The organism is Pseudomonas sp. PDM15 (genome assembly GCF_014851565.1).
Lineage (GTDB): Bacteria > Pseudomonadota > Gammaproteobacteria > Pseudomonadales > Pseudomonadaceae > Aquipseudomonas.
This window is the reverse complement of sequence record NZ_JACVAA010000004.1, coordinates 519,914-534,639: the sequence shown is the minus strand read 5'-3', so window position 1 is coordinate 534,639 and position 14,726 is coordinate 519,914. Positions and strand designations below refer to the sequence as shown.

Genomic DNA, 14,726 nt, shown 5'->3' with positions numbered 1-14,726 from the left:
GGGGTCGAGGATCAGCCCGCTCTCGGTGGCGATCTGCTCGCGCAGGGCACCGAGCTGCTGCAGGCTCAGGGTGAAGCGATCGTAGGCATCCGGCCACCAGCCGACGCTGCCCAGCGCCTGGGCGCGCAGGCCGTCGCGCTGGCCCTGCAGGGTGCGCAGGCTGGCCTGCACCTGTTCGCTGGCGCCTTCGCTGACCAGCGTCTGCTGCAGGTCATCCAGCGCCTGGTCCAATTCGGTCTCGCTCTGCTGCAGACGGGTGATGGCGGCCTGGGTTTCGGCCGAGGCCTCGCGGTTGCGCTCGGTGGACTTCCAGCGGGCAGTCAGGTTGCGCTGGCGCACCAGCACCTGCTCGACCTTGTCCAGGGCCTGTAGCTGCAGGACTCCGGAATGCTCGTCGTCGACGACCTTGAGTTTGCCAAGATAGTTTTCGCCGATGGACCAAGCGGCGTAGGCCAGCGGCAGGATGAACAGCAGCGCCAGCAACTGGAACTTGCGGGCGAAGCTGAATTTCTCGAGTGCGTTGACTCCGGGCAGCAACAGCGCATTCATCGTCGAACTCCTGAATCGGACGAAACTGCGAAGCGCATGAGCTAGCAAATGCCGAGCCACGCCTTCGCCGCTTCAAGGCTATCCGTTAGCGTCCGTCGGCATCGCAAGCGCGACAACTCGACGGTGAACCCTAGATATCGGAAGCCTCGCTGACTTCATGAGCTAAACGATAGAAGGCATTGCGCCATCAAGGTGCAAAAAGGCGCCATACGGGCACATCTTCACTCGTCGAACTGACCGATGTCCTGGCGCAGGGTCGCAGCCAGGGCCTGGAAGCCCTGCAGCAACAGCTGGTCGCTGTGCGAAGCGTTGCTGACGCTGGCGCGGACGAACTGTGGCACCGCCGCACGGCCGACGGCGAAGGCCTCGGCGGTGGCGATGAGGCAGTTCTTCTGTTTCAGGTCGACCTCCACGTCCGAGGCGCGCCAGGGCTCGGGCACCTCGATCCAGAAGTGCGGGCACTGTGGATGGGTGCGATAGCTCAGACCCTCCAGCAGCCCCTGCACCAGCGCCTTGCGCCGGCCGATCTCGGCGATCTGCTGGCGCAGCAGCTTGGCGGCGATGCCATTGCTGATCCAGTTGGTGGCCAGCTCCATGGCCAGCGGCGTGGCCATCCAGCAACTGGCGCGCAGGGTCGCGGAGATGCGTCCGACCAGGGTCGCCGGCGCGTGCAGATAGCCGACCCGCAGGCCGGCGGCCATGGCCTTGCTCAGGCTGCCGATGAGGATGGTGCGCTCCGGCGCATAGCAGCTCAGCGGCGGCGGCCGGTCCTCGACCAGCACGGCGTGGGCCTCGTCCTCGATGATCAGCAGGTTGTGCTCGCGGCAGATGGCGGCGATAGCCTCGCGGCGGCGCGCGGACATCACCCCGGTGGTGGGGTTCTGCAGGGTCGGCGTGCAGTACAGGGCGGTGACCCGGTTGTGCCGGCACAGCTCGTCGAGGGACGCGGGAATGATCCCCTCCTCGTCCATGCTGGCGCCGAGCAGCTTGATGCCGAGCATGCGCGCGGCGGTGATCAGGCCCGGGTAGGTGAGCTGCTCGGTAACCAGGCTGTCGCCGGCGCGCAGCAGCGCCATCAGGGTACAGAGCAGACCGTGCTGGCCGCCGTTGACGCACAGCACCTGCTCGGCCTGGGGCCGGAAGTCGCCATGGGCCAGCCAGTCCGCACCGGCCTGGCGGTAGCGCGGCAGGCCTGCATCCGGGGTGTAGAGGGTCAGCTCGGCGAGGGTATGCGGATCATGCGCCAGGTCCATCAGGCTCTGCGCCAGCAGGCTGGTCTCAAGGCCCGGGATGTGCATGTTGCGGCTCATGTCGAACTGCTCCGGCCGCTCCTCGACGAAGTTGCTGAAGCCCGCATCGCGCTTGCGCTCCAGGTCGCGCTGGCGAACGAAGGTGCCGTCGCCGACCCGCGCCACCACCAGGCCCATGCGCTCCAGCTCGGCATAGGCGCGGCTGACCGTGCCGATGGTCACACCGAGGCGATCCGCCAGGTTGCGATGCGGCGGCAGCTTGGCTCCGCCCTCGATGCTGCCTTCCAGAATCCCGATCTCCATGGACCCGGCCAGACGTTTGTACTTGGCGCCATGCCCCGAGGTTAACGCCTCGCGGAGCATTGACACCGTGTCAATAATTGGTTTGACAGCCATTTTTCGTCCAAATAGCCTAATTGACCAGTATCAATCGCGATTGATTCCTGAGTATTAGGGTTCAATTTTGTGATCACGAAGGATTGTCATCATGCCAATGTCTGCCGTAATTGAAAACACCGGTAAATCCGGCAAGTACTGGTTGGGTGCTTTGATCACCAGCCTGCTGTTCCTGATCGTGTGCCTGAGTTGGGGCACCACCTGGCTGGGAATCAAGATCGCGGTGGAGACCGTACCGCCGCTGACCGCCTCCGGCCTGCGCTTCCTGATCGCCTTCCCGCTGTTCCTCTGCTTCGCCCTGATCCGCGGCGACTCGATCTTCTTCCCGCGCAGCCACCTGGGCTTCTTCATCTTCGTCACGCTGTGCTACTTCAGCCTGCCTTACTACCTGCTCAACTACGGCGAGACCCACGTCTCCTCGGGCCTCACCGCCCTGCTGTTCAGCTGCATGCCGGTGTTCATCCTGCTGTTCTCCGCGTTGTTCCTGCACGAACGCATCTACCTGTCCCAGGTGATGGGCATCGGCATCGGCTTCGGCAGCCTGTTCATGATCCTGCGCAGCCAGGGTCTGAGCCTGGCCCACGACGAGTTCGCTGGCGTGCTGGCGATCCTCGCGGCCGCGGTAATGCACGCGCTGTGCTACGTGGTGACCAAGAAGAAGGGTGCCGAGATCAGCGTGATCACCTACAACACCCTGCCCATCGGCCTGGCCGGCCTGATGCTGTTCCTCGTGGGTCTGGGCGTGGAACACCCCAGCTTCTCCGCCATCAGCACGCGCTCGTGGATGGCCCTCACCTACCTCGGCCTGTGCGCCTCGGTGGGCGGTTTCATCGTCTACTTCTTCCTGCTCAAGCGCCTGAGCCCGGTGATCCTGTCCTTCGTCTTCATCATCTTCCCGGTGTTCGCCGTGATCATCGGCTCCTGGTACGAGGGCCTGCCGATTTCCCGCGACCTGGCGCTGTACTCCGCACTGCTGCTGGCCGGCTTCGCCATCACCAAGGTGCCGGTGGAAAAACTCCTGGCGAAGAGGGACTGAGCCATGCCCGACAAGGACGTCCTCAGCCCGCAAACCCTGCAGACCATCTACCGCCACGCCGCGGAAACCTACCCCGAGGAGTGCTGCGGCTTCGTCTTCGCCGATGCCTGCGTGCACCAGGGGCAGAACATCCAGGACCAGCTCAACCAGCTCGATCCAGAGGTGTACCGGCGCAGCGCCGCCAACGGCTACACCTTCGCCGTGGCAGACACCCTGCTGCTCAACCGCAGCCTGCGCGGCGACAACCCGGCGCGGGTCATCTACCACTCGCACCCGGATGTCGGCGCCTACTTCAGCAGCGAGGACGTGGACAAGGCGCTGTTCATGGGTCAGCCCATCCACCCGGTCGCCTACCTGGTGGTCGACGTGCGCGAGGGCCAGGCCCACGGCGCCAAGCTGTTCGAGTGGAGCGGAGAAGAATTCGTCTGCAGCCGGGAGTTCCCGGCTCCCCTTGATGGCCGGCAATAAAAAGGAGTTTGGCTATGAGTGTGGTGATTTTTCCGGAGGTGCTGGCCCGCGTCGCCAGGCTGCCCGCGGCAAAGCTGGAGGGCCAGGGCCGTACCGTGCGCGAGCTGGTGGAGGATGTCTGCGGTCGTCATGCCGGGCTGCGTGAACACCTGTTCTACGGCAACGACCAGTTCAAGGAGCACTTCCTGCTCACCGCCGACGGCGAGCTGGTGGAGGCCGACAGCCAGCTGCCGGCCGATGCCGAGCTGGACATCATGCTCGCCACCTCGGGCGGCCTGGACTGCGACGAGCTGAGCAACGACGAGGTGCGCCGCTACGTGCGCCACATCACCCTGCCCGACGTCGGCCGCCGCGGCCAGCTGCGCCTGAAGAACGCCCGCGTGCTGATCATCGGCACCGGCGGCCTGGGCTCGCCGGTCAGCCTCTACCTGGCCGCCGCCGGCATCGGCACCCTCGGCCTGGTGGACTTCGACCGGGTCGAGAGCAGCAACCTGCAGCGCCAGGTGGTGCACGGCACCAGCACCCTCGGCCTAGCCAAGGTGGAATCGGCACGCCGCCGCCTGACCGACCTCAACCCTGATATCCGCATCGACGCCCACGACTGTGCCCTGACCCCGGACAACGCGCTGGACCTGGTCGGCGCCTACGACCTGGTGATCGACGGCACCGACAACTTCGCCACCCGCTACCTGCTCAACGACGCCTGCGTACTGCTCAAGCGCCCGCTGGTGTACGGCGCCCTGCACCGCTTCGATGGCCAGGTCAGCCTGTTCAATCACCAGGACGGCCCCTGCTACCGCTGCCTCTATCCCAAGAGCCCGCCCGCCGAACTGGCGCCCAATTGCAACGCCGGCGGGGTGATCGGCGTGCTGCCCGGCGTGGTCGGCCTGCTCCAGGCCACCGAGGCGATCAAGCTGATCCTCGGCATCGGCGAGCCCCTGGTCGGCCGCCTGATGCGCTTCGATGCCCTGGCGATGAAGTTCACCGAGGTGCGCTTCAAGCGCCGTGGCGACTGCCCCACCTGCTCGCCGGCGCGCAGCGACCGCCACCTGCAGATCGAGCAGCCCGCAACCTGCGCCGCCACGGCAGGCGACAGCACATTGCCGACGGAGCTGTTCATCAGCCCGCAGCAGCTGCAACTGAGCCTGGTGTACGGCGAGGACCTGCAATTGTTGGATGTGCGCGAACCGAACGAACTGGAAGTCTGCCGCCTGCCGTCGGCGCTCAACATCCCGCTCGGCGAGCTGGGCGAGCGCCTGGGCGAGCTGGACCGCGAGCGCACCCTGTGCCTGATCTGCTATGGCGGCCCGCGCGCCGAACGCGCCGCACGCCAGCTGCTGGACATCGGCCACTCGCGGGTGAAGGTGCTGCAGGGCGGGCTCAAGGCCTGGGCCCGCGACGTCGCCCCCGACATGCCGCTGTACTGAGGGCCGCGCAATGATCCACGAATCCCTGCTGCAGGCCATCGGCGAGACGCCGGTGGTGCGCTTGGCAGCCTTCAGCGCCGAGACCGGGCTGGAGGTGTATGCCAAGCTCGAATCGCTCAACCCCGGCGGCAGCCACAAGGCGCGCATCGCCCTGGCCATGGTGCGCGACGCCGAGGAACGCGGCGTGCTGCAGCCCGGCAGCGGGCAGACCATCATCGAACCGAGTGGCGGCAACACCGGCATCGGCCTGGCCATCGCCGGCAACATCCTCGGCTACCGGGTGGTCCTGGTGATCCCCGACAACTACAGCCCGGAGAAGCAGAAGCTGCTGCGCCTGTACGGCGCCGAAGTAGTGCTGTCCGACAGCCGCCGCGGCAACAACTCCCACGGCGAGCTGGCCATGGAGCTGCAGCTGGAGAACCCCGGCTACGTGATGCTCAACCAACAGCGCAACCCGGCCAATCCGGAGATCCACCGGCGCACCACCGCCCAGGAGATCCTTCGCGACTTCGCCGCGCTGCCGCCGGACTGCCTGGTGGCCGGCATCGGCACCGGCGGTCATGTCACCGGCCTGGGCGAGACGCTCAAGGCTCGCTGGCCGTGGCTGCGGGTATTCGGCGTGGAGCCGGAGCAGTGCGATCTGCTCGCCGACCGTCACGCGCCGCACGAGATTCAGGGCCTGTCCATCGGACTGGTGCCGCGCATCCTCAACATCGGCGTGCTCGACGGCATGCTCAAGGTCTCCAAGCAGGCCTGCCTGGAACGGGTGCGCCACACCATGCGCAGCGACGGCGTCAGCCTGGGGCTGTCGTCGGCGGCCAACCTGGTGGCCATCGCGCAGCTGGCCGGCGAGCTGCCGCGCGCAACACGGGTGCTGACGCTGGTCTACGACGGCGTCGACAGCTACCTGCCGCACTTCGATTGCTAGCCGTGGAGAACGACGGGATGCGCTACCTCGACAGGCTGAAACTCTACGACGGGCTGCTGGACCATCTGGTGCATGCGCTCAAAGCGGAAGACATGGAACAACTGATGCCGCACCTGGACGGCATCATGGACAGCGCCGTGGAGCAGATGGCCGAGGACCTGCAGGCCTACGCCGCGCGCGACCCGGCCTCGTGCGGGCGCACCGAGCTGATCCTCGACACCTACGCCTCGTTCAAGGCGGTGCTATTCCACCGCCTGGCCCACCAGGTGTGGCTGCGCGGCGGCCTGGTGGAGCGCGAGCTGATCGCCCACCGCCTGGCCAACGCCGGCAAACTGCAGTCGGGGGTGGAGATCCACCCGGCCGCGCGCATTGGCAAACGTTTCGTGCTGGACCACGGCTTCGGCACGGTGATCGGCGAGACCTGCGAGATCGGCGACGACTGCTACCTGCTCAGCGGGGTGACCCTGGGCGCCGCCGGCATCGCCGACAACCCCGGCGGCAAGCGCCACCCGAGCCTGGGCAATGGCGTGGAAGTGGGCGCCGGCGCGCGCATCCTCGGCGCCGTGCATATCGGCGACCACGCCTTCATCAGCCCGGCCTGCGTGATCACCCATGACGTGCCGGCCAATACCCGGGTCAGCATCGTCAACCAGCTGCAGATGCAACGCGCCAGCGCTGGCGTTAGCCGCGGCTACCTGGGGGCGTTCGTGCTCGGCGAGCGCCTGCACCTGGTCGGCGAACTGCCGGAGGCGGAGGAGCTCACCGTGCTCGACGCCGACCACCATCTGCTCGGCTGCCTGACCCTGGAATGCACGGTGCGCGAGCGCCACCACCGCCAGTACCGCCTGCGCAACCTCGGCGCCGTGACACCGGCGCCGCGCTATCCGCTGAACCTGCGGATCGGCGACCGGCTGCAGGACATGACATTGCTCGATCCACCCGGTCTCAGCCATCTGGTCCGGGCGGTGCTCAAACCCCACATCCTCAGCATCGGAGGCTGACCCATGTCGGCACTGGCCCTGCATACCCGCCCCCTGTTCGACGAGCTGCCCTACCAGCACACCTTCACCGCCCGCGTGCTGGCGATCAGCGAGCTGGGCGTGGCCCTGGATCAGACCCTGTTCTACCCCACCGGCGGCGGCCAGCCCGGCGACCAGGGCCACCTGCTGTTGCCGGACGGCTCGGCCGTGGCCGTGATCAACACCCAGCGCGACCCGCTGCTGCGGGCGATCATCTGGCACCAGCTGGAGGAAGGTCACCCGGACATCCGCGCCGGCACGGAACTGCAGGGCTGCCTCGACTGGGAGCGACGCTACCGGCACATGCGCATGCACACCTGCCTGCACCTGCTGTGCGCCATCGTCGACGCGCCGGTGACCGGTTGCAGCATCGCCGCCGACAAGGGCCGCCTGGACTTCGACCTGCCGGAATCGACACTGGACAAGGAGCAGATCACCCGCAGCCTGATGCAGCTGATCGACGGCGCCCTCGACGTGCAGGTGCAGCTGCTCTCAAGCGAGGAATACCGCAGCCTGCCCAATCTCTGCCGCACCCAGGTGGCACCGCCCCAGGGCAACGGCGCGGTGCGGGTGATCGACATCCCCGGCGTGGACATGCAGCCCTGCGGCGGCACCCACGTGCGCAACACCTCCGAGGTGGGCGCCGTGATCTGCGACAAGATCGAGAAGAAGAGCCGGCACAACCGACGCGTGACCCTGCGCTTCGCCTGAGCCTTCCACCCCACCGCTACCGACGACTCGTCGGCGCCTCCCCCGACTGCCTTCCCTTTTCATCGCCAATGGCAGGGTTATCCGCCCATCGGCGGCGATGAGCACTCCGCGCCGCCCACAAGGCGGCCGGAACCTACCCCCCGGAGAACACCTCCGCCCTCGCAAGGAGAAGACCATGCATAGAAAGTTGCTCCAACAATCGCTGCTCCTGGCCGGCCTGGCCGTGCCCGCCGCCGGCTTCGCCGCCGAACTGGTCGACGTCGCCAACCTGCCGAAGGCGCGCGCCGGCATTGCCGTCGGCGACATCCACAGCACCCTCGGCCTCACCCCGGACGAGCTCGATGCCGACACCAGTGCGCGCCTGCCCAGCGGTGCCCGCGTTACCCGCTACCAGCAGTTCTACAAGGGCGTGCGGGTGTGGGGCGAGGCCATCACCGAAACCACCGGTCCACGCCCGCAACGCAGCGGGCGCATGCTGGTCGGCATCGAGCAGGACCTGGCCCGCGACGCCACCCCGACCCTGAGCAAGGAGCAGGCCCTGCAGCAGGCCAGAAGCCTGATCAACAGCGCCCTGCCACCGACCAACCAGCAGAGCGAGCTGGTGGTACGGCGCAACGAACAGGGCCAGGCCCAGCTGGCCTACGTGGCGTCCTTCTTCGTCGGCGGCGCCAGGCCATCGCGCCCGCACTTCATGATCGAGGCCAACACCGGCGAGCTGCTGCAGCGCTGGGAAGGCCTGACCCACGCCGAAGCCAGCGGGCCGGGAGGCAACGCCAAGACCGGCCAGTACCTGTACGGCACCCAGTACGGCCCGCTGATCGTCAACAGCAAGTGCCAGATGAACAGCGGCGACGTGATCACCGTCAACCTCAACCAGCGCTACGACAACTCCAGCGTCACGCCCTTCCGCTTCGCCTGTCCGTACAACGACTTCAAGGCCATCAACGGCGCCTTCTCGCCACTCAACGACGCGCATTACTTCGGCAACGTGGTGTTCCAGATGTACGGCGGCTGGTTCGGCGGCCTGCGCCCGCTCAACGAGCGCAAGCTGTACATGAAGGTGCATTACGGCAACGGCTACGAGAACGCCTTCTGGGATGGCCAGGCGATGACCTTCGGCGACGGCCGCAGCCGCTTCTACCCGCTGGTGTCGCTGGATGTCTCGGCCCACGAGGTCAGCCACGGCTTCACCGAGCTGAACTCCGGCCTGGTCTACGAGGGCCAGTCCGGCGGCATCAACGAGGCCTTCTCGGACATGGCCGGCGAAGCCGCCGAGTACTTCATGAAGGGCAGCAACGACTGGAAGGTCGGCGCCGACATCTTCAAGGGCAGCGGCTCGTTGCGCTACATGGACCAGCCCAGCCTCGACGGTGCCTCCATCGACCACGCCGAGCAGTACCATGACGGCATCGACGTGCACCACTCCAGCGGCATCTACAACCGCGCCTTCTACCTACTCAGCCGCTCCACCGGCTGGAACACGCGCAAGGCGTTCGAAGTGTTCGTCGACGCCAACCGCTTCTACTGGACTGAGACCAGTGGCTTCGACCAGGGCGCCTGTGGGGTGATCCAGTCGGCGCAGAACCGCAGCTACGGCAGCGCCGAGGTGGTCGCCGCCTTCGCCGCAGTCGGCGTTAGCTGCCCTACCTGGATGTAGGCGCGGCACGGGCTCCCGCCGCTACGCCGGCGGGAACTCCTAGGGCCTGCCGAGCAGCAGGCGCAGCGCCGCGCCGTAGGTGCGGCCGACGCGGCACTCGCTGCCATCGGCCAACTGGGCGATCCAAGCAGCGAAGGGCGCAGGCCGCAGGCGTACCACCGCGCTGCGCCGCACGATGGTGCTGCGGTGGATGCGGATGAACTCGGCCGGCTCCAGGCGCTGCTCCAGCGAGCTCAGGGTCTCGTGGAACAGGTAGTTGGCCTTGGCCAGGTGGATGCGCACATAGTCGCGCTCGGCCTGCAGGCGGATGATGGCGGCCTGCGGGATGCGCAGGTGCTCGCCGCGCACCTTGACCCACAACTCCCGCTCCGGCCGAGCCTGGGCGCCCAGTGCCTGCTTGAGCGAGGCGACCATCTCCTGCAACTCGGCGAGGCGATCCGCCTGGCTGCGCGAAGCCGCGACCGTGCGCGCACGCTGCATGGCCAGGGCGAAACGCTCGGCGTCGATGGGCTTGGTCAGGTAGTCGACGGCGTTGACCTCGAAGGCGCGCAGGGCGTGGTGGTCGAACGCCGTGACGAAGACGATCGCCGGCAGCTCCCCTGCGAGCCGCTGCAGCACGTCGAAACCGCTGCCGCCCGGCATCTGGATGTCCAGGAGCAGGATGTCCGGGGTGCCGCTCTGCGCCATGCGCAGGGTCTCGGCGACATCGCCGGCCTCGTCGATGCGTCCGACCCAGTCGAGCTTGTGCAGCAGGCGGATCAGCCGGCGCCGGGCCAGGGGTTCGTCGTCGGCGACGAGAATGTTCAAGCCACTCATGCGCAGCGCCACGGCAGATCGATGACCGCGCGGTAGCGATCCGCGCCCACCGGGCCGGAAGACAGCTGGCCGTTATCCTGGAAGCGCAAGCGCAGGCGCTCGGCCACGTTGCGCAGGCCGACACCCATGCCCGGCTGGCGCCGCTCTGGCGCGGCTTCTTCGGCCATGCCGTTCTCCACGCTGATGCGCAGCCTTTGGCCCTCGCGGGCAGCCCTGAGTAGGATATCCACCGGCCCCGCCGCCATACCCACGCCATGCTTGATCGCGTTCTCGATCAGCGGCTGCAGGATCAGGCTGGGCACCAGCGCCTCGCGCGCGTCCTCGGCCAGTTCGACGCGGAAACTCATTCGGTCGGAAAAGCGCTCGCGCTCGATCGCCAGGTATTCCTCCTGCAGCCGCAGCTCGTCCGCCAGGGGCACGTCGTGCAACGGGTCGAGCGACAGGGTGGTGCGCATGAAGTTGGAAAGCGACAGCACCATGCGCTCGGCGCGGGCGGAGTCGCCCTCCTCGATCAGGCCAGCGATGGAATTGAGCGTGTTGAACAGGAAGTGCGGGTTGACCTGGTAGCGCAGCGCCTGCATCTGCGCCGCCAGGGCCTCTTCGCGCACGGCCGCCAGGCGCCGTTCGCGCTCGCGCACCTCGAAGCAATACAACAGGGCGATGAACAGGCAGGACCAGCCGAACAGCATCGAGGCGCCTTCGATCAGCATGTAGCCGGAGTACACCGGATCGAAGCTCACCGGATTCGGATACTCGCAGATCAGATAGTTCAAGTAATCGACGGCGACGAACAGTGGCGCCAGCGCCGCCGTCATGAGGAAGCTGAGCAGGGCCTTGCGCGGGAAGCCGAGCCCGCGCAGACGAAACAGCAGTGCCGACATGCCGAAGGTCATCAGCGCGGCGACGGCGAACAGCACGAACTTCAGCGGCGCCGATCGCAGCGGATCGATATTGATGAAGTAACCCAGAATGCTGTCGGCGACGAACATGCACGGCCAGTAGATGAGACTGAGCTGCAGGGTCGCCCGCACCAGCCCGTCGAAGCCTTTCGTTTCGCTCATGCTGCCTCCGTGCCTGTCTGAAGAACCCGTGCCGCGGTGCCGCCGGCCGATGGAAAACAGCCATTGGCAGAAATTCCTGTCATCCACGCCGCCCTCGATAGCAGCTGGCCGAAAAGCGCTTGGCCGCCCTGCCATCGCCTCTCTAGAGTGCCGCCAACCGGCCTCGCCGGGAAGTCGATTCATCGCTTCATATGGGCAACAGAACACGAGGGAATGTCATGCACACAATCTTCCGAGCAGCACGCCTGCTCACCCTGATCGCCGTCGGCCACGGCCTCGCCGGCTGCGCCGCCATCGCCGAACGCACCAACTCGCTGAGCGATGAGAGGGTCCTCGCGGAAACCGCGGGCGTGCTCGGCTACTCTCCCAGCCAGCTGCAGCTGGTGGCGCGGCGAACCAGTGGAACCAATACCTACGCCGAGCTGCGCGCTGACGATGGCAACGAGTTCAACTGCATCATCAATGGCGGCAATCTGGCCACCTTCGGCGCCATCAATCCACCCAGTTGCGCGAAGAAGGGCGAGATACTCAGGAGCGGACCGGGGCAGTGATGATCAGGGGCGCTTACTAGCAGGGTTGTGCAGGATTTGTGTAACCGGGGTTGGATTCGCCCATCTTTAACTCAGCGCCTGCAACAGCTCCTCAAATGACTGGAATCCTGAATCCACGATGAAAATTTCCGTACTTCTTGTCTGTGCAGCGCTGGGCTTGGTCGCGCAACCAGCATTGGCCAACTATCCGTGCCCGGGTGGTCCCGGGCCGGGTGAACAGCAGATCGGCGTTGGCGGTGGCTCCCATGGAGTTGCCGCTGTTCCCCTGTGTGTGGAAACCGGTGGGGGCGCCGATAGCGCTGGCGGGGGAGACACCGGAGGTGGATACGCTGGCGGCTATCGATGTGACGGCTGCAATATTTTTGCCGACCCCGGCCCGCCCAGCTACGACGCCATGAGCATCGCCGCCATTGAGCAGGCGGCCAAAAACCTGGAAGCCCAAAAGCTTAGGCGGGAAGCCGAAGCAAAACTGCAAGAGCTGGAGGCGGATCCGGGTTACCAACGCTACAAGCAGGGTGAATGGAAATTTTTTCAAGGTAGGAAGGATTCAGCCCCCGGAGACAACTGCGTGGCGATGTGGAGCAAAGACGGCGACGCGGTCAGTATCGTCGGCCCCGGAAAGGCCTATCAGGGCGGCATGCTGATCTTCTGGAGCACGGAGATTCCCAAGCCATCGGACACGCAAACCGTAGCGGTGACGCTCAAACAGTCGAAGTATCAAGCGCAGTCGGTGAACGCATTGAATTTCTCGGTACCGCGTATTCCGGCCGGCGCTATCGGCCTGACCGTGCCGAACATTGATGCGGCGCTGAACACGATGCTGGATGTTGAGCATTTCATCGTCGAAATGGATGGACGTACCGTTGCGGATATCGATTGGACCGGCGGCTTGGCAGCGCGCGCCAAGCTGCAGCAATGCGTCAGTAACCGCTAGGGGCTCGCCTGCTCGTACAACCGGCCAATAAAAAACCCCGCCAGATCGCTCTGGCGGGGTTTTGCTCGTAACGCAGACCTAGCGTCGAGTTAGACCTTGGCGCGCTCGTAGCGCTTGCGGTCGTTCTCGTTGAGCATCTTCTTGCGCAGGCGGATCGACTTCGGCGTCACCTCCACCAGCTCGTCGTCGGCGATGAATTCCAGCGCCTGCTCGAGGGTGAACTTGATCGGCGGCACCAGGGCGATGACTTCGTCCTTGCCGGAGGCGCGCATGTTGTCGAGCTTCTTGCCCTTGGTGGGGTTGATCACCAGGTCGTTGTCGCGGCTGTGGATGCCGGCCAGCTGGCCTTCGTAGATCTCGTCGCCCGGAGCCAGGAACAGCTTGCCGCGGCTCTGCAGGGTTTCCAGCGAGTAGGTCAGCGCTGTGCCGGTGGCCATGGACACCAGTACGCCGTTCTGACGGTTGCTGACTTCACCGGCCTTGATCGCGCCGTAATGGCTGAAGGTCGAGGTCAGGATGCCGCTGCCCGAGGTCAGGGTCAGGAAGTTGTTACGGAAGCCGATCAAGCCACGCGCGGGGATGGTGTATTCCAGGCGCACGCGGCCCTTGCCATCGGGAACCATGTTGGTCAGGTCGCCCTTGCGCAGGCCCATCTGCTCCATCACCGAGCCTTGGTGCTGCTCTTCGATGTCGATGGTGACGTTTTCGTACGGCTCCTGCTTCTCGCCGTCCTTTTCGATGATCACCACTTCCGGACGGCCTACGGCCATCTCGAAGCCTTCGCGACGCATGGTTTCGATCAGTACGGACAGGTGCAGCTCACCACGACCGGAGACCTTGAACTTCTCGGCGGACTCGCCGGCTTCGACGCGCAGGGCCACGTTGTGCAGCAGCTCTTTGTCCAGACGGTCCTTGATGTTGCGGCTGGTGACGAACTTGCCTTCTTTACCGGCGAACGGCGAGTCGTTGACCTGGAAGGTCATGCTCACGGTCGGCTGGTCAACGGTCAGCGGCGGACGGGCTTCGACGTTCTGCGGGTCGCACAGGGTGTCGGAGATGAACAGCTCGTCCATGCCCGATACGCAGACGATGTCGCCGGCTTCAGCTTCGCCCACTTCAACGCGCTGCAGGCCGGAGTGACCCATGATCTTGAGGATACGGCCGTTGCGCTTGGTGCCGTCGTCGCTGATGGCGACCACCGGGGTGTTGGCCTTGATGCGGCCACGGGCGATACGACCGATGCCGATCACGCCGAGGAAGCTGTTGTAGTCCAGCTGGGAGATTTGCATCTGGAACGGACCGTCGACGTCGACCTTGGGGGCCGGCACGTGGTCGATGATCGCCTGGAACAGGGCGTCCATGTTGTCGTCCATCTTCTCGTGATCCAGGCCGGCGATGCCGTTCAGGGCGCTGGCGTAGACGATCGGGAAGTCGAGCTGCTCGTCGGTGGCACCGAGGTTGTCGAACAGGTCGAAGATCTGGTCGATGACCCAGTCAGGACGGGCACCCGGACGGTCGATCTTGTTCACCACCACGATCGGACGCAGGCCGGCCTTGAACGCCTTCTGGGTCACGAAGCGGGTCTGCGGCATCGGGCCGTCTTGGGCGTCGACCACCAGCAGTACGGAGTCGACCATCGACATCACGCGCTCTACTTCACCGCCGAAGTCGGCGTGGCCGGGGGTGTCGACGATGTTGATGTTGTAGTCGTTCCACTTCAGGGCGGTGTTCTTCGCCAGAATGGTAATGCCGCGCTCTTTTTCCTGGTCGTTGGAGTCCATCACGCGCTCGTTTTCCGCTTCTTTGCGGTCGAGGGTGCCGGACAGGCGCAGGAGTTTGTCGACGAGGGTGGTTTTGCCATGGTCGACGTGGGCGATGATGGCGATGTTGCGCAGTTTTTCGATCACGATGTCGTCTCGATTG

Annotated in this window: 11 protein-coding genes and 1 pseudogene; 8 read left to right on the top strand and 4 right to left on the bottom strand. The window is 65.8% G+C overall.

Annotation, left to right across the window (positions count from 1 at the left end; all coding sequences use genetic code 11):
- Positions 1–770: 770 nt before the first annotated feature.
- Positions 771–2,195 carry a PLP-dependent aminotransferase family protein gene (locus IB232_RS13895; RefSeq protein WP_192399210.1) on the bottom strand — a complete coding sequence of 475 codons (1,425 nt, stop codon included), beginning with the start codon at positions 2,193–2,195 and terminating at the stop codon, positions 771–773.
- A 97-nt stretch (positions 2,196–2,292) separates the two neighbouring features.
- Between IB232_RS13895 and IB232_RS13890 the strand changes: the two genes are divergently transcribed.
- From IB232_RS13890 to IB232_RS13860, 6 genes and pseudogenes are all read left to right on the top strand, one after another.
- Complete coding sequence (locus tag IB232_RS13890) at positions 2,293–3,231, top strand: DMT family transporter (protein WP_192399358.1); 939 nt, start codon at positions 2,293–2,295, stop codon at positions 3,229–3,231.
- 3 nt (positions 3,232–3,234) lie between these two features.
- Positions 3,235–5,126, top strand: a pseudogene (gene moeB, locus IB232_RS13880) (molybdopterin-synthase adenylyltransferase MoeB).
- A gap of 10 nt (positions 5,127–5,136) precedes the next feature.
- A complete protein-coding gene (locus tag IB232_RS13875) occupies positions 5,137–6,054 on the top strand; it encodes a PLP-dependent cysteine synthase family protein (protein ID WP_192399207.1) in 918 nt (305 codons plus the stop codon).
- A gap of 17 nt (positions 6,055–6,071) precedes the next feature.
- Positions 6,072–7,055 carry a serine O-acetyltransferase gene (locus IB232_RS13870; protein ID WP_192399206.1) on the top strand — a complete coding sequence of 328 codons (984 nt, stop codon included), beginning with the start codon at positions 6,072–6,074 and terminating at the stop codon, positions 7,053–7,055.
- Between the two features lie 3 nt (positions 7,056–7,058).
- Positions 7,059–7,784 (top strand): alanyl-tRNA editing protein, encoded by a 726-nt coding sequence (locus IB232_RS13865; RefSeq protein WP_192399205.1) that lies wholly within the window; start codon positions 7,059–7,061, stop codon positions 7,782–7,784.
- Between the two features lie 175 nt (positions 7,785–7,959).
- Positions 7,960–9,441: a M4 family metallopeptidase gene (locus tag IB232_RS13860; protein WP_192399204.1), complete on the top strand. Its 1,482-nt coding sequence runs from the start codon at positions 7,960–7,962 to the stop codon at positions 9,439–9,441.
- A gap of 39 nt (positions 9,442–9,480) precedes the next feature.
- Here IB232_RS13860 and IB232_RS13855 read toward each other — a convergent pair whose 3' ends face one another.
- Positions 9,481–10,257 carry a LytR/AlgR family response regulator transcription factor gene (locus tag IB232_RS13855; RefSeq protein WP_192399203.1) on the bottom strand — a complete coding sequence of 259 codons (777 nt, stop codon included), beginning with the start codon at positions 10,255–10,257 and terminating at the stop codon, positions 9,481–9,483.
- The gene (locus IB232_RS13850) at positions 10,254–11,318 is read right to left on the bottom strand and encodes a sensor histidine kinase (protein ID WP_192399202.1); all 1,065 of its coding nucleotides are present in this window, start codon (positions 11,316–11,318) and stop codon (positions 10,254–10,256) included. Before IB232_RS13850 ends, IB232_RS13855 begins: the two co-directional genes overlap by 4 nt.
- 218 nt (positions 11,319–11,536) lie before the next feature.
- On the opposite strand from IB232_RS13850, the gene IB232_RS13845 reads away from it, so the two are divergent.
- Together IB232_RS13845 and IB232_RS23680 are read left to right on the top strand one after the other, a co-directional pair.
- On the top strand, positions 11,537–11,869 hold the full coding sequence (locus tag IB232_RS13845) for a hypothetical protein (RefSeq protein WP_192399201.1): 333 nt from the start codon (positions 11,537–11,539) through the stop codon (positions 11,867–11,869).
- Positions 11,870–11,987: 118 nt separating this feature from the next.
- Entirely contained in the window at positions 11,988–12,803 is an 816-nt protein-coding gene (locus tag IB232_RS23680) for a hypothetical protein (protein ID WP_263863939.1), read from the top strand.
- Positions 12,804–12,892: 89 nt separating this feature from the next.
- On the opposite strand, the gene typA is transcribed toward IB232_RS23680, so the two are convergent.
- On the bottom strand, positions 12,893–14,710 hold the full coding sequence (gene typA, locus IB232_RS13835; protein ID WP_192399200.1) for a translational GTPase TypA: 1,818 nt from the start codon (positions 14,708–14,710) through the stop codon (positions 12,893–12,895).
- Positions 14,711–14,726 lie beyond the last annotated feature (16 nt).